The sequence below is a fragment of the Heyndrickxia sp. NPDC080065 genome (assembly GCF_050281185.1).
GTDB lineage: Bacteria > Bacillota > Bacilli > Bacillales > Bacillaceae_C > Heyndrickxia.
In genome coordinates, this window is sequence record NZ_JBNNWS010000012.1 from 45525 (window position 1) to 66718 (window position 21194).

Consider the following 21194-nt stretch of genomic DNA (forward strand, 5'->3'; position numbering starts at 1 on the left):
ATCGGGAAAAGAGCACGTCACCAATTAATTTTTAGACTTAGAATCTGTCCGAAAAGCAACAACATATTCGAAAACAGCCTTTAATTACTTTCAAATACTCTTAGTCCAGCACCAACGACACCGTTATTTTGCTTCAATGTGCTAATGCTCATATGTTCTAAAATATGCTGTTGTTCAGGGAGTTGATAGATTTTTAGTTTTTTCTTGATCAACTCCAGTATAAAAGGATTGTTTACCATGACACTGCCGCCAAAAACGATTTTGTGTGGATCCAATAAGCTGGAAATCGAATAAAGACCTTGTGATAAATGGTCGGTCAATTCATTAATGATCGATTGATATTCTGGTAGCCCATTTGTATAGCCTTCAAATACATCTTTCGCAGCTAATTGTTCCACTTGTAATTCATTTGCAGCAAATTGTTGGATAGCCGGTCCTGCTGCTACTTTTTCCAGCCGTTTATTGGTTCCTTTGGAAAGGACCGGAATCAAACCTAGCTCCCCGGCAAACCCTGCTCCCCTGAAAAACGAACCTTTATGAATGATAGAACAGGAGATTCCTGTACTTACAGTCACATAGACAAAGGTCTCATCGCTTTTTACCTGTGCTGCTTTCCATTCGGCAAAAGCTGCCATGTAGACATCATTGTCGATCGCAATTCGTTCAGTGCTAAATCGCTCTCTTAAACGGGCCGTAACGGGAAACTGTGCCCAAGGCAAATTATTCTGAAAAACTGCAATGCCATTCTCACGGTCCACTTTACCTGGTACACCCACGCCGATACCCTTGATGTCATCGATAGAAATCTCTGAATTTTCAAGGACTTGTTCCACCGCTTCTACGACTCGATCAAACATTTTTTCACGGTCTGAAGGATCACTTTTTACTTCTGTACGCTTAAGTAGTTCTCCCGATTCCGTAATGATTGCCGCTGCAATCTTTGTCCCGCCAATATCAATGCCGATTGCTTTTTTCATTTTCCTGCCCCCCACTGTAAAATGTAGCGCATTTTCCAACAACGGGTTGTTGGTACAAGCGTACCAGAAAAAACTCATAGACACGATGCTATGAGTATAGTAACTTAGTAATTCTATTATATCACCCTAACTTGTAGGGTCAACCCAACAGATAGTAAATATTTCGGGAGCCATCCCCACTTATTTACCACCTGTTACTGCAATTCCTTCAATAAATTGTTTTTGCAAGATCATAAATAAAATCAGCATTGGCAGTATGGCTAAAAAGGAGCCTGCCATAAGTATTGGATAGTTTGTTAAAAATTGACCTTGGAGTGATGACAATCCGACAGAAAGTGTCATCGATTCCGGAGAACTGTTCACAATCATCGGCCACATTAATTCATTCCAGCTCCAAAGCGTGGTGAAAATCCCTAACGCAATTAGACCAGGCTTTGCTAGCGGTAGCATAATTCTCCAATAAATTTGAAAATGGTTACAGCCATCCAGCCGAGCGGCCTCTTCTAATTCCTTTGGAAGCCCCATAAAGAATTGTCGTAACAGGAAGGTACCGAATGCACTAAAAATACCCGGGACTATCACTGCTTGTAGTGTATTCAGCCAGCCAAGCTTTACCATAATCATATATTGCGGCAATAAAAACACTTGCCCTGGTACCATTAAAACTGCTAACGCTAACATAAATAGAATATTCCGGCCTGGAAATTCAATCCGAGCAAAGGCATAGGCGGCCAACGAACACAGAAACAACTGACCGGCTGTCCGTGCGACAGTAATAATAATGGTATTAAACATAAATTTGAAAAAAGGCAGCAGTCCAAAAACCTCTTTGTAGTTCTCCCATTGGAAATCCTTTGGAATAATAACAGGCGGAACCTGAATAGACTCGGCATAGGTTTTTAACGAGGTCAGGATCATCCATAAAAAAGGAACCACCATTGCTACCGATCCTAAAATAAGGATGAAATGGATCAGAAATGTCTTACTTGTCACAAGCTTTCTTGCTCTTTCCAATGGTTCTCCCTCCTTTAATCATAATGAACCCACTTTTTCTGTAAGACCATTTGAATCGCAGTAATAATCAGGATAACAATTAACAAGAGAACTGCGATGGCAGCAGCATATCCCTTATCGTTTAATACAAAGGCATGCTGATAGAATAAATAAACGATTGACTGCGTATTTTCTAACGCTGTACTGCCCTTTCCAATCATCATGAAAATCAAGTCAAACACTTGGAATGCACCGATGAGAGACATGATCGACACAAAGAAAATAACCGGAGAGAGAAGTGGCAGTGTAATTTTAAAGAACACCTTGATTGGGCCTGCCCCATCAATTTCTGCTGCTTCATAATACATTTTTGGAATCCCTTGCAGCCCCGAGAGGAAGATGACCATGTTATAGCCGATTCCGCTCCAAATTGCTACAACAATAATTGAAAATAGGGCGATTTTCGGATCACTTACCCACTGCGGACCCTTGATTCCAATTAAGGATAAAAGATAGTTTAGTAGTCCGTAATCAGAATTAAAAAGCCATTTCCAAACCATTGCGATGGCAGCCGGCATAGTGATCACGGGTAAAAAATATAAAGTACGATAAACCGATTTCCCCTTTATTTTCTGGTTCAAGAGAACAGCTACAAGAATAGATAAGAATATCCCTATTGGGACAGTAAAAATAATATAAATCCCTGTATTCTTAAACGATTTTAAAAGGTTGGAATCTTCAAACATCCGCTTATAATTATCTAGCCCTGTCCACTCATACTGCCCAAATGCGCCCCATTCGGTAAAACTAAAGTAAAAGGTCTGAATGATGGGCCACAGGTAAAAAATAAACAATCCTAACATGGTAGGTGCAATCATCAAATATGCCCAAAGATAATCAGAACGTTTCCTTGTCTTTGTTAAGCTAGAAACCTTTAATTTTTTTGGTGCTTTCACTTCGGCCTGAAGAGGAGTTTCTTTCACAGCATTCCCTCCCTTTAAGGAAATTGAAGAGAAGAAATACATTCTCCTCTTCATTTTTTTAGAATTGTCCAGCTCCAGCGCCCAGCGTCGTATAGACTAGAGCACTTGCACTTTTTTTACTTCTTAGATAGCGCCTCATTTGCTTTTTTCGTTAATTCTTTTACAGCATCCTCTACACTTACTTCTTCGCTCCAAGCCTTTTTCAGGATATCTATTTCGTATTGCCAAATTTCCCCTGTATTTTTCACACTTGGAAGTGGAACAGAATATTCTGCACCATCAATGAATGCTTGAAGATTTAAATTTGGAACTGCGTTTTTCCAAGCATCTTGTGTACCGTTATATGCCGGGATGACTGTTCCTGTTTTCGCATAAACATCTGCAGCTTCTTTAGATCCTAGGAACTGAACAAACTTCCATGCAGCATCTTTATGTTTCGTATTAGCTGCAATCACATTGGATAACCCGTGAATCGCTACTGCGCGTTCTTTCCCTTTTGGAACTACAGCAACATTTAAATCAGGATTATTCTTATATTCTGGAACCATCCATGGACCATCGAACATCATCGCTACTTTTCCTGATGAGAATAACTCAGATGCCGCCGTTTCTGTCATTTGTGCTTGAGTTGGTGACAAACCTTCTTTAATGAAGCTAATATTGTATTTAAGCGCCTCGATTGCTTCAGGTTGATCGAAACCAACAGACTTGCCATCTTCGGAAATGATATGGCCTCCATTTTGCCAAATGAAATCATAATATCCGCCTTGGTTGCCCATCATAGCAGCATAGCCCCAAATACCTTTTTCTTTGTTTGTCAGCTGTTTCGCTGCTTCTTTTAACTTATTCCAGTCCCAGGTGTCGTCAGGATACGGGACACCTGCATCATCAAAGATTTTTTTGTTGTACCACAAGCCTGTTGTATCATAGTCTTTTGGAATCCCATAAACTTTTCCATTAACAGTATAAAGATCGATTAACGATTTCGGATAATTATCTAAGCTATAGTTATCTTTTTTCGCCATGTCGCTTAATGGAAGGATAACTTTTCCTTCTGCATATTGGACAACGTGAGCACCATTCATCCAAAGAACGTCAGGCAAAGCACCGCCCGTTGCAGCTGTTTCAAGCTTCTGGAAGTATTGACCATAAGGAGTAAGCTCTGTTTTCACCTTGATGTTTGGATATTTTTCGTTAAATAATTTGATAATCTCTTCAACGGCAGGGACTTGCTTCTTATCCCAAAAGCCATAGGTAATTTCTACTTTTCCATCACTTGAGGCTTTATCACTATCACTGCATCCAGCCAGCCCCAATAATCCTAGAACTACGGTTAAAAGCATTATTAGCCATTTTTTCATCACATTGCCCTTCCTTCATCTAAAGTTTAGTAGATTTCTTTATAAATCATTTTTAAAAACTTAAGGGTTTTTCTTTGATAAAGGCTGTTTTTACATAAATTTTTTGCTTTACGGACAGATTCCCAGCCTAGAATAATTTTGTGACGTGCTCTTTTCCTTATACAATAAGTCTTTCATTCAAATTGGAAGATAAATTAAAATCGTAAAAATCCAATTAGATTTTTACTTAACTCTAAAAACAACAACAAAGTTTACGAAAAGAGCCTTGATAAAAAAATTGTCTCATACCATTGAAATGTTTCAGATAACGTTCATCACCCCCAACAATAACGTTTTCCCGATAAATTTACTTCCCCATAAACTTTGTTCTTAACGCTTGACTTTATTATTGCAACACCACGATATCCTGGTGTAAACAACCTTTTCTTATGCATTGATATTTTCTAGCAAACTATCATAATAATCATCGATATGAATCGATTGGCCTTCGTTTAACCTCGATTCTTCAGCGGCAAATGCCATGAGGTGGCTTCTTACGGAAGCAGATGCAGAGGAAACACTGTCACTGTTATTACCAAATTGAATTTCTCGGAGCAATGTTCTCATGATTCCATTATCTCCGCCGCCATGTCCGCCAACAGGGTTGTCAAATTTTATGACAGTTTCTTGCTTGGTAAGGAAATCAAAAATGGAAATACTATTTTCCTCCATGTTTCCGCGGATTTCTCCTTTTGTTCCCATAATTTGCACGATCCGCGTCTGTTCCCTAGTAAAACCACACATGCTGAATGTTGCGGTTACTCCTCCTTCGAATTCCATGTTGACCACCTGATGGTCGACGACATTATTATCTGAGCGGTATACGCATTTTCCATATGTCGTTTCCTGCAATGCTTTAATAATGCCTTCATTTGTATAGTCTTCTGTGAATTTCTTCGCCCAGCCCTTGCCCTCGCCAAGGTAATACCTGCCCGCATGGTATGGACACTCAAGTTCTGCAGGACAGCCATCTAAACAGCGCTGCGGCGCACCAGCCGGGGCATTTTCTTCTTTAAAATGCATCAGTGAACCATAAGAACTAATGCGCTTACATTGTTTGCCGATAACAAACGAAATAATATCCATATCATGACAAGATTTCTGCAGGATCATCGGACTTGACTTCTCCTTATTATTCCAGTTTCCACGGACAAAGCTGTGGGACATATGCATCACTTCTACATTTTCATTTAACTGCAGTGATACAACCTCGCCAATTTCCCCTTTGGCGATTACCTTTTGAATCGTGGACCAAAATTCGGTATACCTCAGTACATGGCCGATGGTCAGCTGCCGATTATATTTTTTCGCTGCCTGTTCCATCGCAATACACTCTAGCGGATCAGGAGACATTGGTTTTTCGAGCAGTACATGATAGCCCAGCTCCAAAGCTCTCATTGTTGGTTTAAAATGATTCCGGTCAAGTGTACAAATAATCGCAATGTCAGCGATTTTTTGGTCGAGATTTAATACCTCTTCCCATGTCCCGTAACAATACTCAACTGGAATATTGTGTGCTTGTTGTAATTTCGTTCTTCTTTCGTTATTCGGCTCTGCCACTCCGACAATCTTTAATTCATTCGGATATGCCAGGGCATATGGCGCATAAGCTCGCGCCCCTCGGTCACCTGCACCGATAAGAAGTGCTGTCATTTTTTTCATTTGAATTTCTCCTCTCATCTATTCCATTTATTTTTCGTGGATTGTTTTCCAAACTTTATCCAAACGTTTTCCAACTACTGTTTAAAAAAGAACCACTTAGGTTCGTTTTATTTTAGATGATTCACGAAAGACTAATTCAAATGGCAAAATAAGCTTGATAGGAAGGCTGATTTTCTCTTCTACCATTTCCATTATCGTTTTTGCTGCCATTTTTCCCATTTCGTATTTAGGGATTTCCACTGTTGAAAGCGGCGGTGATGCATATTTCCCCATTTCAATATTATCCACTCCAAAGAAGGTAATATCCTCGGGAATGCGGAGGTTATTTTCAATCACCGCTCTCATTGCAGCAATGGCCATCAGGTCACTGGCACAAACCATAGCTGTTGGCAAATGCGCTCGGTCTCTTTTTATGAGTTGAATCATTTCTTCGTAGCTATTTTCCATTTTCCACTTCGTATTGATGACCCAATCAGGGCGGACAACAAGTCCTGCTTCTTCAATGGCAGATTGGTACCCTTTAAACCGATATTCAGCATGCAAATCTTCAAAGCTTTCATTAACCCCACCGCCAATAAACCCGATCTCCCGATGTCCCTGACTGATTAAATGCTGAACCACCATTTTAATAGCTGCCTCGCGGTTGTAATCGACAACAGCCATATTCTTATCTGTATAGAAAAAGTCCAATCCGACCAACGGGATCATTTGCTGAATGTATTCAATTAGGCTCTCATCAATCCTGTCGATCAGAAGAAGTCCTTCAATCCCCACTTCATGAATTGTTTTAAGTAGCAGGGCCTCGTTTTCAAGTTCATCCTTGGTAATACTGATTAGGGTATAATCATTAGCTGTTAGTGTATCGTGAATACCTGAATAAATATTTACAAAGTAAGGGTTAGTTTCTACCTGTTTTGGATTGGCGACCCAGCCAATTTTCATTGTTCTTGTTTTATTCTTTGTTAGTTTGTTAGTAACTAAATTTCGAGCATGCTGATTGGGTATATACCCTAACTCCTTAACAGCCTCCCAAATTTTCGCTCTTGTTTCCGGGTTCACATTTCTTGTTTGATCATTTTGAATGACTCGCGAAACAGTAGAAATGGAAACGCCTACATATTCCGCAATATCTTTTAATCTTGCCACTAATAAACCACCTCTTAGTTAAGTACTTTCTTTAATAGGATAACAAATTTATATCCAATATCGAAAATATCTTTTGAATTTTCATAATTACTTATAAGAGAGGTTTTATTTATCACAAAATCTTAACTGAAAATTTTCATAATTAGAATATACTCCTTATCTCGTTAACCTGTCAACCCATCAACTTAAATAAATATATTTATTTCGACTGACACCATATTGTTCACTTAATTGATGTTCAGAAGGAATTTTATCATCGGGTTTCTAAACATTATTTTTGATATTCTCAATGATGATCTCTTTTAATTGATGATAAAGTGGTATAAAACTTAATGTATCTAGCTTTTTCATATCAATTTCCTTCAAACATTTAATCATGAAAAATATCTCTAATTCTATTTTCCACTACCTGCCGTCATTCCTTCGATAATCTTATCTGATAACCATAAATAGAAAATTAGGATTGGGAATATGACAATAACAACCCCGGCGAACAAACCTACCCAGTCTGAATTGTATTGCATCGATTGATAAAATTGGTATAAACCGACGGACAATGTGTATTTTTCATTTACATTCATATATGCTTTTGCTAGCAAAAACTCATTCCATAATCCAACGGCATTTAAAATCATTACGGTAACCAAACCCGGACGAGCCATTGGAAGCATGACCTTCCAAAAAATTGTATTTTCACTTGCCCCATCAATGATCGCTGCTTCCTCTACATCTGAAGGTAAACTCTGAAAAAAACCAGTCAAAATAAAGATTGTAAACGGAAGGGACAACGCAATGTAAACAATGATTAAACCTATAAATGAATTAATTAATCCAATTTTTATCAATAGTAAATAAATTGGAATCAATACCGCCTGATATGGAATACCAATTCCAATAACAAAAGCATTTGTTAAAAATTCCCTTCCAATAAAATTATACCTTGATAAAACGTAAGCGGCAGGCGCACTTACCAAAACGATACCAAGTACACTTAATGTAACCACTAATAAACTATTAAAAAAATACGAGGCAAGATTTGACTGCACCCAGGCAGTATAATAATTTCCCCACTGAAGTGAAGCTGGGAGGCTCCAAAATCCTTCAAAGAGTTCACGATTTGTTTTAAGGGAGGCTAAAACAATCCAACCTATTATAAACAAAATAAATAACGCCCATACATATAAAAATGTTTTTCCAAGTGCTGACCACACATTGCGTCCATTTGATTTCACTTTATCTGCCCCTTTCTGTTTTAGCCCAAAAAGCTCTATAGTTCATATACTTCACGTTTGAATAGCTTTCTACCAGTGACAACGAATAACAAGACGACAAAAATCATTGTCACAGCAATTGCACTTGAATACCCTAATTGATAAATAGGTGTTCGCTGGCCGAAGCCAAGTATGAATTGATACATGGCAGTATTCCACATCCTTGTCGGGGGCTCTGCACCACCAAATGCAAACAAGAAATCAAATAAACGAATGGCATTGATTCCCCATAGGATAATCGCAATGGACATAACATCCCATATTAATGGAAGTGTAATTTTGGTAAAAATTACAAATGTAGATGCACCCTCTACTCGAGCAGCTTCAAAAATCGTATTTGGAATTTTATCTACTCCGGCTAAAAGAATAATGGCGTAAAACCCAGTGCTATACCAAATAATCGCTATTATTGCTGACATCATAATGTTGTTAGGACCAGTCCAGTTAACCGGGTTAAGTCCGATAGAAGTTAATATAGAGTTAAAAAAACCAATATCAAAGCGATATAAATAATTCCAAACTACCGCCAAAGCAATTGGTGCAATGATTTGCGGGAAAAAGATGACTGCCCGGATTGCCTTTTTTGCTATTACTCCTTGGCTCATCAGTGCGGTAAATAAAAACCCAATGAGAAAAACAAAAATGCCTCCAACAAATAAAATTAGCATCATATTTAAAAATGACTGCCAATATATAGGGTCAACTAATAGTTTTTCATAATTTTTTAACCCCACAAATTTCATATCATCTGTAAAACCACTCCACTCATTAAAGCTGATCCAGACACCATAGATCGCGGGACCTATAAAAAATATTAGATATAAGCTAACTGCCGGTAACAAATATGGTACGGTTAGCTTTTTCCTGCCAGCTCTCACAGTTCATCCTCCTCTTCACACTAGGTGTTTTGAAAGAAAGCAGGAGAACGATTATTTCTCCTGCTTTCTTTCAAAATTATTTTTTACTCCAGTAATCCTTTGTTTGTTTTTGCAGCTCTTGAACAAACTCTTCAGCTTTCATTTCTCCGAATATTAATTTATCATCAAGCGGTAAAAATACGGTTTTCCACCAATCTGGATATTCGGCCTGCAAACCATCGTATTCCTTATGGTAAGAAGAGGCATTGACAATAATATCTCTAAAATCTGCCAGCCCGTCTGGTGCATCTAAATCTGTTCTTGTACTAATATTTTTTGTATCTTTTACAATACCTTCTTGATATTTTTTCTGCATGGCAAAGGCAAGGAAATCCTGAACTGCTTTTTTATTAGCACCTTTTGGAGCAACCCATCCAATTAAGTAAAGTTCAGCTTGGTCAGCGCCGCCATTTCCACCTGCAACTTCCGGGAAAGGAAAAGCTTTGTAGACAAAATCCTTAGAAGAATATTGAGCAGTTTCACTTGATAACCAGCTTCCTACTAAAATCATGGCTGATTTTCCACTTGCCCAAGCCGTTTGGGCAGCAGGGTACTGACTTCCTTTGTACCCATCTGCAAAGAAATTGTTATCTACAAGCTCTTGTACCTTTTTCGCCGCTTCTAAGAATCCTGGTTTGGACCATGCTTGACCCGTCTTATCTCCAGCAGCCTCTATTAGAGCACCAGGGCCCATTAAACGCTCAACCAACCAGTAATAGTAATAAGCATTATAAAAATCTATATTTCCATCCTGCGCGAGTGGAGCTAACCCCTTACTCTGGAACTTCTTATTTAGCTCCACAAATTCGTCCCAAGTGGATGGTGGCTTTACTCCATATTCTTCGAAAAGGCTTTCATTATAGTGAAAACCAGAGCTGATGATTTCATATGGAATAAAATAAGTATTTTCTCCCTGTTGATAGAATGGTAGTACTTTATCTAAAAAGGCATCTTGAAACACTGTTCCTTCATTTGGAATTTTCATAGAGAGTAATTCATTTAATGGTTCTGCTAACTTGTTTTTAATTAATGCTCCTTCAACCTCAGCCCCTGATTGTTCTGTAAGATCGGGTGCGTCCCCACTTAAAGCTGCATTTCTTACTTTAGACATCACTTCACGGCCCATCCATTGTACATCTACCTTGACATTTGGATTAGCATCTTGGTATTCATCAATGATTTTTTGGATGACAACCTGTTGCGGTTCCCCTTTATTCCACATAGACCAATACTTAATCGTAGTTTTTCCTGAAGAAGAACTGCTATTACTGCATGCTGCAAGTAATAAAACAGCGACCAACAGGAATGAAATAACACTGATCAACTTTTTTCCCACTTAATTTCCCCCTCTTTTTCCCCAAAAAGTCTATTAATACGAATTTTCCTAACAATTAAAATATATAATAAACGGGTTGATGGGTCAACAGCATATGTAATTATTTTTTGAATTCAAAAAGAGTTTGATATCATCTTGAAATTATGTTTTCTATCCTCCATACTCCCTTAAAACCGAGCAGCAAGCCCTTACACTTAAAAAAAGAGAAAAGAAATCATCATATTAATGACCCCTTTTCTCTCAATGTACCCTTTTGCAACTACGGCTTACTAATGCTTTTTCTTGAATTTTTACTCTAATCTAGATACAATAGCCGCAAAGTTTTGTGTGAAATCAGATACAACTTCATCTATTTCAAGTTGTAATGAATTTGGATTTTTATAGACATTTACTATTTTTCCCTTTAAAGCATTAAACCCTGAGCTTTTCAAACTTTTCTTTGAGTAATGCTTATCATCAAAAAGATTAATTTCCCGGTTCTTCACTAGGGTTTAACACCTCGCCGATTTTATCAATGGTATCAAAGGCTGTATTAACTAGTAATGATCTGGTAATCGGCATATCAAAAGTTATATCTTTCTTAGCCTTTAACATAACTGTGGCCAATGACTGGGTGCCTTCCAAAGTTGGTAGAGTACCCTTGTTAGAAAACGCAGTCATAATTCGCTGCTGAGTGTTTCCAATCCCGGCGAGGGCAGAATAATTCAACATATGGGCAGTCTCATTGGATGGAGAAACAATATTTTCTCCACATGTTCCGTCAGGTTTACACTGTTTTACTATTTCATATTTGTTGGGATCCAACATAAGTTCCAAGTTAAAGGCATTGATATCCTTTAGACCGACCCCAATGATTTCAACTGTAAATTCCTCTCCCGCTTTTAACTGCTGCTTGCTGGGCCTTATATCCAATCGTCCAGCAACCGGTCTGCCCGTTGGTTGAAGCGGCTGTTTACCCAATTGGGAAGCAACATACATTAAATCATAGGCATCAATTACACCATTGAAATTAATATCAACCTTTGAAACCTGGTCCCAAGCTGTATCAGTTTGGTCAAGACCCATATAGCTTGCAAAGAAGAGGAGGTCATCTTCATTAATTACTCCGTTCGGTATATTCTCACCTACAACCGTACCTTCTGTTTTATCTTTTTTGTATGGCCTGAATTCCTGCGCGCTACCAAATCCGCCTACAGAGCCTGTAATGGTCAACTTAATATACCTTGCAACAATATTTTCCTTAAACTGAATTACTTTGGTTGCATTATTTCTCTCAAATGTTCCATCAGTAATGATATTTTTATACGTTTTGCCATCTAAACTTACGTCTAAATTGTATTTTAATATCGTTCCATTCCCTGCATCTGGTCTTGGAACATACTCAAACTTATCTAATTCATAAGCTAACTTCATATCAATCTCAAAGGTATGCGGCAGTTTATTCCCCTCATCTCCCCATGCTGTATGCCACAAAGTTTCATCTTTTCCATCGACAGCTAAAGCTGCTTCTTGTCCCGGCTGTTCACTATCTGCTTTTGCTGTCATATTCTTAGGGACATTTCTGTATCGGTCAAGCTTCGTTCTGATTTTGAGCTCATCACTCCAGCCAGATGATCCTTTTGTATTCGTTACTCTTATTCTATAAGAATACTCTGTATCAGATGTTAATCCCGAATGAAGATAGAATGGGACTTGCTGGCTATCACTCATCTTAAACACATTAGTATGAACAACACCATTAATCATTAAATCATAGGTTGTATTTGACCCATCAACCTTTTCCCAATTTAATTTAATATCTTGGTCTGTAATGTTGGATTCATCAGCATTAAGCCCAGTTGGAATAGTTGGTACTGCTTTATCCAGGACTTCTTTCTTTTGTGTATTATCAAAGCCATTTACTGAAAAAACGATATTATTTTTCGTGATGTCTGTTTTTCCAACTTTAATAAATAACTTTGGTGATGTAAAAATTTCAGTCTTTTCAAATGGTGAACCTTTTGTCGAATATTTGTTCAAGTTGGGATGTTCATTATAGAAGTACACGTTTTCCGAGTTTTGATATTCCTCTTCGCTCGTAACTTCTCGTAATTTAATATTTTTATTACCAACCTTAACCTGATGTATATTCTTTGGCTTTACACGAGTATTAACAATCACTTCTGTGCCCCGCTCTTTAACCATGCCTTTATAGCCCTTTCCTTTTGCGGCATATACGGTAATATCAACTTTGTTCCCGATAATTTCAGAAGTGACCTTTGTTCTTGCATTTTCCCCTTCCTTATACTCAACCGTTTTACCATCGTCTTCATACAGGGTAAACTCTGATTTTCCCGATGGATATACATCAAATATTCTATTTTCCGAACCATCCAATTCATTAATGGAATTGTTTTCCGGTGCCATTGGAATGATTGCGCCAGCTTTCACAAATATAGGAGTCTTCCATAATGGAGCACTAAAATTATGAAGAACTGAACCTCCCTGATATTGCTCACCTGTAAAATAATCGATCCAAACTTGATCTTTATCTGGAAGATAAATATCGTTCCTTACTTCTGCTGCATTAGAGTTTTCATCATATATTGGCGCCACTAAAAGATTGGGTCCCCACATATATTGATATTGTGTTTCGGTCCCGTACGTAAAAGGATCATTTGGATATTCTAACATCATTCCTCTGACCATAGGCATGGATGTTGCTGTTGATTCCTCAGCAATCGTATAGATATAAGGCATCATTTGCGACTTTAATTTTAAATACATCCTATTTATCGATGTATAGGGTTCACCATAATTCCATGGGTTTTTAGACTTACTATAATCAGTACCTCCCGATGCCCAGCCGTCCATATCAATCTGGATAGGAGTGAATGCTTTCCATTGGAAATCACGTGTTTGTACTTTTGCATCTCCGCCAAATATACCATCCATATCTGAGCCAACGTTTGGATTCCCTGATAGCCCGGAGCCAATGTAAGTAGGGATATGCATTCTAATGTACTCCCAATTGCCGCCATATTGATCGCCTGACCATAATGTTGCATAACGCTGAGTACCAGCCCACCCATCTAGTGAAATAACAAATGGACGTGCACCACCTGAATTATCTTCTTTTTGAATTCCTTCTGCTGCCTGGCGTGTTGCATTTAAAGCCATGGAATATCCTTGCCCAACCCATGCAACATCCGTCTTTATGGCTCTTACACCAGCTTTAACTTCCCCGTCAAGGTCTCTGCGTAAAGGGCTGTCTTCAGGTAAATTAGGGTCTGGATAGAGATTGCTTTGTGTCCATAAGCCTACCTCTACTTTTTGATCATTTGCCTTATCAACAAATTGCTCTAAATTATCCAATCCGCCATATCCGCATCCATAACCGTCATTTGGCAAAAACCATCCTAAAGGCATATCGTTGTCTACATATTGATTTAATGTATTTACCCCATTAGTTAGGAAGGTTCGTTGGTCCTTATGACCATTGTGAGTTCCATTAAAACAGTCAGCATGCCCTAAGTAGAAAGCGTATTTTGGCATAAGGGCTGGTTTTCCCGTTAATTCTGTATATTCGTTAATGATTTTTGGAATGGAATTATCTACAAAATAATAAGCGTCAAATCTGTCTTCACTGTGAGTAAAGGTAGACGTTTTTGTAAAATCATAAACACCCGGCTTAAAAGTATTTCGCATGACTCCATAGCCTTCTGTGCTTAAATAAAATGGGACTGGGCTTGATGCAGCTCCTGCATCCCAACCTCCCCCGATGGCAATTTTTATAGAGTTATTCTTATGGGCATAAAACCCATTCTGTTGACCCCCACCATAAAAAAATTCGTTTTCTTTTGTATCAAGGGTTTGAACTGTACTTCCGCTCGAATGTTTTAGAGGCTCACTTTCACTCCAAAGAATCTTTGATTGTTTTTTATCGTACAAGCTCATTTTTGAGGTAGTTTTATCAACTCTTAATTCTAAAGCATCAGTAGATATTTTATAGACATTGCTATCACTCTCATCGACCTTAATGCCAATCTCTCCATATTGCCTTTTGTAATCGTTAACATTTTTGTCGATAATTTTCGTCTCATGCTCAGGTTTGTTGGGAGTTGGATATTCTTCAAAAATACCCTTTGGGTCCAAATGTAGTCGAAACACATTATTTTTTAGAAAGTTAATTTTTATTTTTTCTCCTGTTTCTAAATTAAGATATACATTATTGTGATCTTTTGTAATCTTAGTTACTTTTCCTATAGTCTTGGTTTCATTGGCAGCGAGATTTTCAATTGAGTACTCCTTTTCAGTTGTTGCCACAGATGCTGTTGAAGGAAGCGTAGAAAGTAACATACCCACTGATAAGCATAAACCTATCATCTTTTTTAACGTAGTTCGTCGTCTTTGCATATTTTACCTCCAATAGTAATAATGGTTTACCGAAAATAAACTCCGACTGTCTTTAACTCTTCATATGGATAATTGACTTATACACTTCCTTGGGGATCCAATTGGAAGAAAAGAGAGACAATCTCTAAAAAAAACACTTAAATTCATCCCTCCTGCCTTTATCTCAATTTGTGCAATTTTCTAACTATTTCAATATATAACACATAGGGTTGATGGGTCAACTTAGTAACGCAAATATCCTACAAAAGTTCTACTTTCCTATCGTCTAAAGAAAAAACATTAGGGCAAAACAAAAAAAAGGATAGCCTAGGGCCCCTTCAAACTTGGTCGGCATTAACAATCTATGAAAATTACAAAAAAAACATAAAAACCCCCACATTTGCACGAATATACTTTCATAACAAAATAATGCCAAATGGAAATATTCAAACATACATCTTTCATTTAGAGAGGTAAGTAATAACGGGTTGATGGTACGGGTTAATTTTATAAAAAACTCATAGACACATTGCTATGAGTGATTTAACCATTACGTTAGTTCTGTGTAAAAGCGGCAGCGATCGCCTCGTACAATGGATATACAAAATTCAACAGTTATTCCATTAGCATCATAGGCTGTTCGTTCAAGTAACAGTGCTGGACGGCCTTTTTCCGTTTGAAGGTACTCACTTTCTTCGGGCCGAATGAGGACAGGTTCAAATGCCTCTTTTGCTCTAGTTACTATGATATTAAATTCCTGTGCGAATAAATCATATAATGATATTTCGCCAACTTTTTTAAGCTGCTCCATATCCGAAACCACATTTTTCGGAATAAAAGACGATTCCAAAATGTAAGGCTCATTGTTAGCACAACGAAGACGTTTCATTTCAATGACTTTCTCGCCTTCTCCAAGTTGTAACGCTTCCCGGATTTTTGCAGTCGGTTTTACTTCTTCTATTTTCAGAATGATATCCTTAGGATTTAATCCTTTTTCTTTTAATACTTTGCTAAAGCTATAAAACCCCATCAATGACTGCTGAAATTTTGGTTTTGCGACGAATGTTCCTTTTCCTTGGATTCGGTAAAGGATTCCTTCCTGAACAAGCTCCTCAATTGCTTTTTTAGCCGTGTTGCGGCTTACACCGAATTGGTCCATCAATTGATTTTCTGATGGGATTTTATCACCAGGTGTCCAATATCCCTTTTCAATAGACTCCTTAAGCCTTTCCATTAATTGGTGATAAAGTGGAATTATACTTTCATGCTGCAGTGGTTCCATATAATTTACCTGCCTTCCAACCATACTTATATTCTTTAAAAAAATTATATCACCGTACCTTATGGTGTCAACCCAACAAGTGAGTGTAAGAAAAATAGCCATCTTACTTGTAGATGGGAATTACTTTACGCCTACATAAATCCTTTTAAGGTGTGGTGTGATTTGATTTGCGGTAAACGATTCGATAAGAGTACATACTTTTCTATTTTTTATACTTTTCAGGATGGGGAGGTCTTTCAAGAAATTAAGACATTCATATAACTACATCCTAAGTCATCCGTCTCAAGTCTTAGATAAAAATAATCCCATGATAGGATTTAACGATTTAGGAACGATGATATACTCGGTTAAGCAAGGGAGGAAATTATTGCTAATTTATTGGATCTAAAAAAGGAGAAAAAGTGGGAGGTTATGTAGATTTTATGAAGTATTTAACGAAGTGGGCCTTTCGAAATAAGGCTGCCTTAATCGTTATGACCGTTTTAACGTTGGGACTCGGGATTGGAAGTTATTTCATTTTACCGATGGAATTAATGCCGGAAGCCGATAATCCCCAAGTAACCGTTGCGACGATAGGGCAAGGATATAATTCGCAAACAATGACGCAAGAGGTTACGGAGCCAATTGAAAATGCAGTAGCAACCGTAAAAGGCAAAACGGATGTGTTATCTACTACGGGCGATGGTTATTCGCAAGTGAACATATCCTTTGATTCCAAAACAAATATGAAGGAAGCAAAAAAACAAGTAGAAGATGCTATTAATAATTTGAGGCTACCGGATACTGTTTCCAAACCAAATATCATTCAGTACGATACCTCGATGATTCCAGTAGCCCAACTTTCTATTGCTATTGATAAAGGCTCTAAGGAAGCGAATCTTGAAAAACTAGAGAAAGAGATTTTGCCTAAGTTCGAGAGTATTAAAGGAGTGGGCAATGTCCAACTCTTCGGCAAAGATAATCCTCTAGTGGAAGTGAAATTGAATGTAAAAAAATTAGCTGCTAACCAGCAATCTATCAATTCCGTCATGAGTTTATTACAAGGTCAAAATCTTTCTGTATCTTTAGGAGATAAGAGCATTGACGGGCAAATGAGTAACCTTAAAGTAGTGGGGGAAATTACAAGTATAGAAGAACTTGGAAATCTTATTCTTCCTTCTCTAGTGCCAAATGCACCAGTGGTACATTTAAAAGATGTGGCTGATATTCAGAGAAAGAGTGGTCAAGAAGGAATCACCCATGTCAATGGAAAAGATGCAATGGCAATTTCGATCACTAAAGAAAGCAGTGCTAGTGCAGTAACGGTTGGGAAAGATATTCAAAAGGTTGCAGAGGATATTAATAAATCGGGCACAGGTGAACATGTAGAAATATTGTTCTCGAGCTCGAAAATGGTGGTTGACTCTGTCAATAGTATGTTAAGAGAGGTATTATTGGGAGCTTTATTTGCAACAATCGTTATCGTTCTATTCTTAAGGAATATTCGTTCCACCTTGATCACCGTTGTATCCATTCCACTTTCGCTAGGCTTGACCTTGATATTGCTTTGGCAATCTGGCATTACGCTCAACATCCTGACATTGGGAGGAGTAGCGGTAGCGGTTGGACGGTTAGTGGATGATAGTATCGTAGTTGTCGAGAATATTTTCCGAAAGACTCAGAAAGAGGGTTTTTCTAAAGAGACAATTATCCAAGCAACAGGTGAAGTAGGAAAGGCAATTACATCCTCTACACTTACAACGATAGCTGTGTTTTTGCCGATGGGTCTCATTCAAAGCTCATTAAAGGCATTCTTACTGCCGTTTGCCTTAACGGTTACTTATTCCCTTTTGGCATCTTTAATCGTTGCTTTAACGATTGTTCCTTTAATGTCATTTGGTCTGTTAAAAAAGGCGAAGCTACCGGAACATAAAGAACCTAAGCGTTATATGAATATTTTAAAATGGAATCTTAATCATAAATGGGTACCAGTTCTCTTTGCTTTTATTATGTTTGTAGGCTCCATTACCCTTTATACGATGCTTCCTAAAGGTTCCGTTAGTGCAGATGATACAACGATGGTGTCTGTTACCATGACTTATCCAAGTGATACACCCATTTCAAAAGTGCAAGACCACGGACTCGCTTTTGAAAAGAAATTGTTAAAGTTAAACGGATATCAATCCATCATAACACAGCAGGGAAATAGTGAAGAACAGGCAAAATGGGGTCAGGTATCCAATCCTACCCAAACAACATTTACCGTCATCATGAAGGAAAATGCCAATGCTGATCATTTTATGAAAGATGTGAACGCACTGAAAAAAGAATATCCAAATGCGGATATTCAAGCATCTACAGCATCCTTCATGGGTTCGGCTCAAACGGCAATCACCTATGATTTGGAAGGATCAGACCGAGAGAAACTGTTAGAGGCTTCGGATGATATGATGAAGGTTATTGCTGGGACGAAGGGTGTTAAAAAAGTCGCTTCCAATGCAGAAGAGAAGAAACCCGTCTATCAATTTGTTGTGGATCCGACAAAGGCCAACACAGGTCAAATTGCCATGCAATTAAATGGATTATTAAACAAAACACCAATCGGCAATATGAACCTAGACGGAAAGGATACTTCCATTGTGATGGACACCAATCTTAATCCGGCTACAAAAAACGATTTGGATAAAATACAAATCGCAACCCAAACAGGAATGGTTCCCCTTTCTTCGATTGCTAAAATTGAGAAAGTAACACAAAGCAGTACAGTACTTCATAAAAATGGAAAAGAATATATTCGCATCAGTGCAGATGTAAATCCTGAAAAGCTTTCCGTTATTTCAGCGGATATAGATAAGAAACTTGATAAGCTGAAGCTGCCTAAGAATGTTACGCTTGTTAAGGGCGGGGCAGTTGCTCAGCAGGCTAGTGATTTTGCCGATTTAGGGTTAGTCATGGTTATTTCCATTGGTTTAGTTTATTTGATTATGGTTATTACGTTTAAAACGCTCAGGACACCTGTTGCCATTCTCATGACATTACCACTCGCATCCATCGGTGCTATTCTTGGGCTGATTGTTTCTAGAGTTTCCGTTGATCCGACTGCCCTTCTAGGTGCATTAATGCTGATAGGTATTGTAGTAACGAATGCCATCGTGTTAATTGACAAAGTAAAACAAAATGAAGAACATATGTCCATACGGGAAGCCATTGTGGAAGCAGCAGCGACAAGAACACGCCCTATTCTTATGACTGCAGTCGCAACCATTTGTGCTATGCTGCCGCTGTTGTTTACACACGCAGAAGCTGGCAGCCTTGTTTCAAAAGGGTTAGCTGTTGTCGTTATTGGCGGACTTGCAGTTGCAACTGTCTTGACATTATTTATCGTTCCTGTGTTTTATGAACTGCTTTATTTTAGGAAATCAAAAAAACAACGGAATAGAGTAAAATCAGATTTAACACAAAGTGTATAGTTTGTTATGGAAGCTTCTCATATATGAGGAGCTTCTTTTTGTGGGTGCTTTGGTGGTCCAACTTCCTCTGGAAACAAGGGGACGGTTCCCACGTCCCCCAAAATTGTCAGGTCCCCATAAGTTTACATATCTTGATGTCCTAATAATGTCAATAAACTAGAAGCATCTATTGTTCCTCAAGTTCAATAGTTTTTTATCCCAAGACAAAAAAACCAATCAATAAATGATTGGCCCTCTCCCTATAAAATTAGAGTATATCCATCCAAATTTTAATAGCAGTTACGAAGATTAATATTGCCAAGATAATTTGGAGAATCTTAGTGTTCATTTTTTTACCCGCTTTTGCTCCAAGGGGTGCTGCAATAATACTAGCTACAATCATGATTAACGCTGGCCAGTATTCTACTTGACCGGTTGTAATTTTTCCAATTGCAGTGCCTATGGATGATATAAAAGTAATGGCTAAAGATGTAGCAATGGTCATTCTTGTAGGTATTTTAAGAACCACCAACATAATTGGAACTAATAAAAACGCACCACCGGCTCCTACAATTCCTGCAGCAAGACCTACTAAAAGAGCAAGAAGAGCGGCTAACCATTTATTAAACTTAACTTCATCCAACCGAACATCGTCTATCCCTTTTTTGGGAATAAACATCATAATAGCAGCAATAAGGGCTAGTATCCCGTAAATGACATTGACACTACTCTCTGACAGATGAGTAGAACCAAATCCTCCAGCAAAACTACCAATTAGAATACTGATTCCCATATAAGTGATCAATGTCTTATTTAAATATCCGCCTTTTCGATAAGCCCACACACCACCGATAGTAGCAAAAAACACTTGTAATGCTGTAATGCCCGATACCTCATGTGCAGTAAAGTGAGCAACACCGAATGCAGCGGGAATATATAACATCATTGGGTAGTTAATTATGGCACCACCAATGCCTAACAACCCTGATATAAACGATCCCACAAAACCGATCAAAAAAATGGTTATAATAAAAATAATATCCATCCTATTCCTCCTTTGTTTAGTTAGAATTGAAAGATGCGGCGGGAAAAACAAAGTATAACCTATATAATAATTAGTCCTGTTCCTAGGCCTTCTTTATCCAGAACTTTAGAATTTCATTATCTTCTTCTTGTTTAACAATCTCATGACCACCTGATTTTGCCCAAGCAGGGAGATCATTTAATGCACCTTTATCCGTTGTATGAATTTCTAATATTTGCCCTGATTCAAGCTCGTTCATTGCTTTTTTTGTTCTCACAATTGGCATTGGACATGCTAGTCCTTTTGCATCTAATACTTTAGTTACATCCATGTTCTAAACATCTCCTTTTACATTTTTTCTCCTATAAAAAGCCTGTTTTAAACAGGCTTTTTATAGGAAT

At 38.0% G+C, this 21194-nt stretch carries 15 protein-coding genes; 1 reads left to right on the forward strand and 14 read right to left on the reverse strand.

The features are described from left to right. Positions 1 to 80: 80 nt before the first annotated feature. From ACQKP0_RS15405 to ACQKP0_RS15460, 12 genes are all read right to left on the reverse strand, one after another. Entirely contained in the window at positions 81 to 977 is an 897-nt protein-coding gene (locus ACQKP0_RS15405) for an ROK family protein (RefSeq protein WP_427406850.1), read from the reverse strand. Positions 978 to 1157: 180 nt separating this feature from the next. Continuing rightward, entirely contained in the window at positions 1158 to 1916 is a 759-nt protein-coding gene (locus ACQKP0_RS15410) for a carbohydrate ABC transporter permease (protein ID WP_427406851.1), read from the reverse strand. Between the two features lie 89 nt (positions 1917 to 2005). Continuing rightward, on the reverse strand, positions 2006 to 2926 hold the full coding sequence (locus tag ACQKP0_RS15415) for a carbohydrate ABC transporter permease (RefSeq protein WP_427406852.1): 921 nt from the start codon (positions 2924 to 2926) through the stop codon (positions 2006 to 2008). Between the two features lie 143 nt (positions 2927 to 3069). Continuing rightward, positions 3070 to 4314, reverse strand: a complete 1245-nt coding sequence (locus tag ACQKP0_RS15420; RefSeq protein ID WP_427406746.1) for an ABC transporter substrate-binding protein — start codon at positions 4312 to 4314, stop codon at positions 3070 to 3072. 426 nt (positions 4315 to 4740) lie between these two features. Further along, positions 4741 to 6015: a Gfo/Idh/MocA family protein gene (locus ACQKP0_RS15425; protein ID WP_427406747.1), complete on the reverse strand. Its 1275-nt coding sequence runs from the start codon at positions 6013 to 6015 to the stop codon at positions 4741 to 4743. A 96-nt stretch (positions 6016 to 6111) separates the two neighbouring features. Then, entirely contained in the window at positions 6112 to 7161 is a 1050-nt protein-coding gene (locus ACQKP0_RS15430) for a LacI family DNA-binding transcriptional regulator (protein WP_427406748.1), read from the reverse strand. Between the two features lie 395 nt (positions 7162 to 7556). Further along, entirely contained in the window at positions 7557 to 8393 is an 837-nt protein-coding gene (locus ACQKP0_RS15435) for a carbohydrate ABC transporter permease (RefSeq protein ID WP_427406749.1), read from the reverse strand. A gap of 35 nt (positions 8394 to 8428) precedes the next feature. Further along, a complete protein-coding gene (locus tag ACQKP0_RS15440) occupies positions 8429 to 9310 on the reverse strand; it encodes a carbohydrate ABC transporter permease (RefSeq protein ID WP_427406750.1) in 882 nt (293 codons plus the stop codon). 76 nt (positions 9311 to 9386) lie between these two features. Then, positions 9387 to 10685, reverse strand: a complete 1299-nt coding sequence (locus ACQKP0_RS15445) for an ABC transporter substrate-binding protein (RefSeq protein WP_427406751.1) — start codon at positions 10683 to 10685, stop codon at positions 9387 to 9389. A gap of 290 nt (positions 10686 to 10975) precedes the next feature. Then, positions 10976 to 11170: a hypothetical protein gene (locus ACQKP0_RS15450; protein ID WP_427406752.1), complete on the reverse strand. Its 195-nt coding sequence runs from the start codon at positions 11168 to 11170 to the stop codon at positions 10976 to 10978. Then, positions 11151 to 15080, reverse strand: a complete 3930-nt coding sequence (locus tag ACQKP0_RS15455; protein WP_427406753.1) for a TIM-barrel domain-containing protein — start codon at positions 15078 to 15080, stop codon at positions 11151 to 11153. The genes ACQKP0_RS15450 and ACQKP0_RS15455 overlap by 20 nt, the downstream gene beginning before the upstream one ends. Before the next feature lie 529 nt (positions 15081 to 15609). Next, positions 15610 to 16341: a GntR family transcriptional regulator gene (locus ACQKP0_RS15460; RefSeq protein ID WP_427406754.1), complete on the reverse strand. Its 732-nt coding sequence runs from the start codon at positions 16339 to 16341 to the stop codon at positions 15610 to 15612. Between the two features lie 422 nt (positions 16342 to 16763). Between ACQKP0_RS15460 and ACQKP0_RS15465 the strand changes: the two genes are divergently transcribed. Further along, a complete protein-coding gene (locus ACQKP0_RS15465) occupies positions 16764 to 19790 on the forward strand; it encodes an efflux RND transporter permease subunit (RefSeq protein ID WP_427406755.1) in 3027 nt (1008 codons plus the stop codon). A gap of 247 nt (positions 19791 to 20037) precedes the next feature. Here the strand turns inward: ACQKP0_RS15465 and ACQKP0_RS15470 are convergent, their stop codons facing one another. Continuing rightward, positions 20038 to 20814, reverse strand: a complete 777-nt coding sequence (locus tag ACQKP0_RS15470; protein ID WP_427406756.1) for a sulfite exporter TauE/SafE family protein — start codon at positions 20812 to 20814, stop codon at positions 20038 to 20040. 82 nt (positions 20815 to 20896) lie between these two features. Continuing rightward, a complete protein-coding gene (locus ACQKP0_RS15475) occupies positions 20897 to 21124 on the reverse strand; it encodes a sulfurtransferase TusA family protein (RefSeq protein ID WP_427406757.1) in 228 nt (75 codons plus the stop codon). Between the last annotated feature and the right edge of the window lie 70 nt (positions 21125 to 21194).

What these genes read in the sequence shown, in the direction of transcription:
- ACQKP0_RS15460 (WP_427406754.1), bottom strand. Translation starts at nt 16,341, where the DNA reads ATGGAACCACTGCAGCATGAAAGTATAATTCCACTTTATCACCAATTA.
- ACQKP0_RS15470 (WP_427406756.1), bottom strand. Translation starts at nt 20,814, where the DNA reads ATGGATATTATTTTTATTATAACCATTTTTTTGATCGGTTTTGTGGGA.
- ACQKP0_RS15475 (WP_427406757.1), bottom strand. Translation starts at nt 21,124, where the DNA reads ATGGATGTAACTAAAGTATTAGATGCAAAAGGACTAGCATGTCCAATG.
- ACQKP0_RS15420 (WP_427406746.1), bottom strand. Translation starts at nt 4,314, where the DNA reads ATGAAAAAATGGCTAATAATGCTTTTAACCGTAGTTCTAGGATTATTG.
- ACQKP0_RS15425 (WP_427406747.1), bottom strand. Translation starts at nt 6,015, where the DNA reads ATGAAAAAAATGACAGCACTTCTTATCGGTGCAGGTGACCGAGGGGCG.
- ACQKP0_RS15410 (WP_427406851.1), bottom strand. Translation starts at nt 1,916, where the DNA reads ATGGTGGTTCCTTTTTTATGGATGATCCTGACCTCGTTAAAAACCTAT.
- ACQKP0_RS15455 (WP_427406753.1), bottom strand. Translation starts at nt 15,080, where the DNA reads ATGCAAAGACGACGAACTACGTTAAAAAAGATGATAGGTTTATGCTTA.
- ACQKP0_RS15405 (WP_427406850.1), bottom strand. Translation starts at nt 977, where the DNA reads ATGAAAAAAGCAATCGGCATTGATATTGGCGGGACAAAGATTGCAGCG.
- ACQKP0_RS15465 (WP_427406755.1), top strand. Translation starts at nt 16,764, where the DNA reads ATGAAGTATTTAACGAAGTGGGCCTTTCGAAATAAGGCTGCCTTAATC.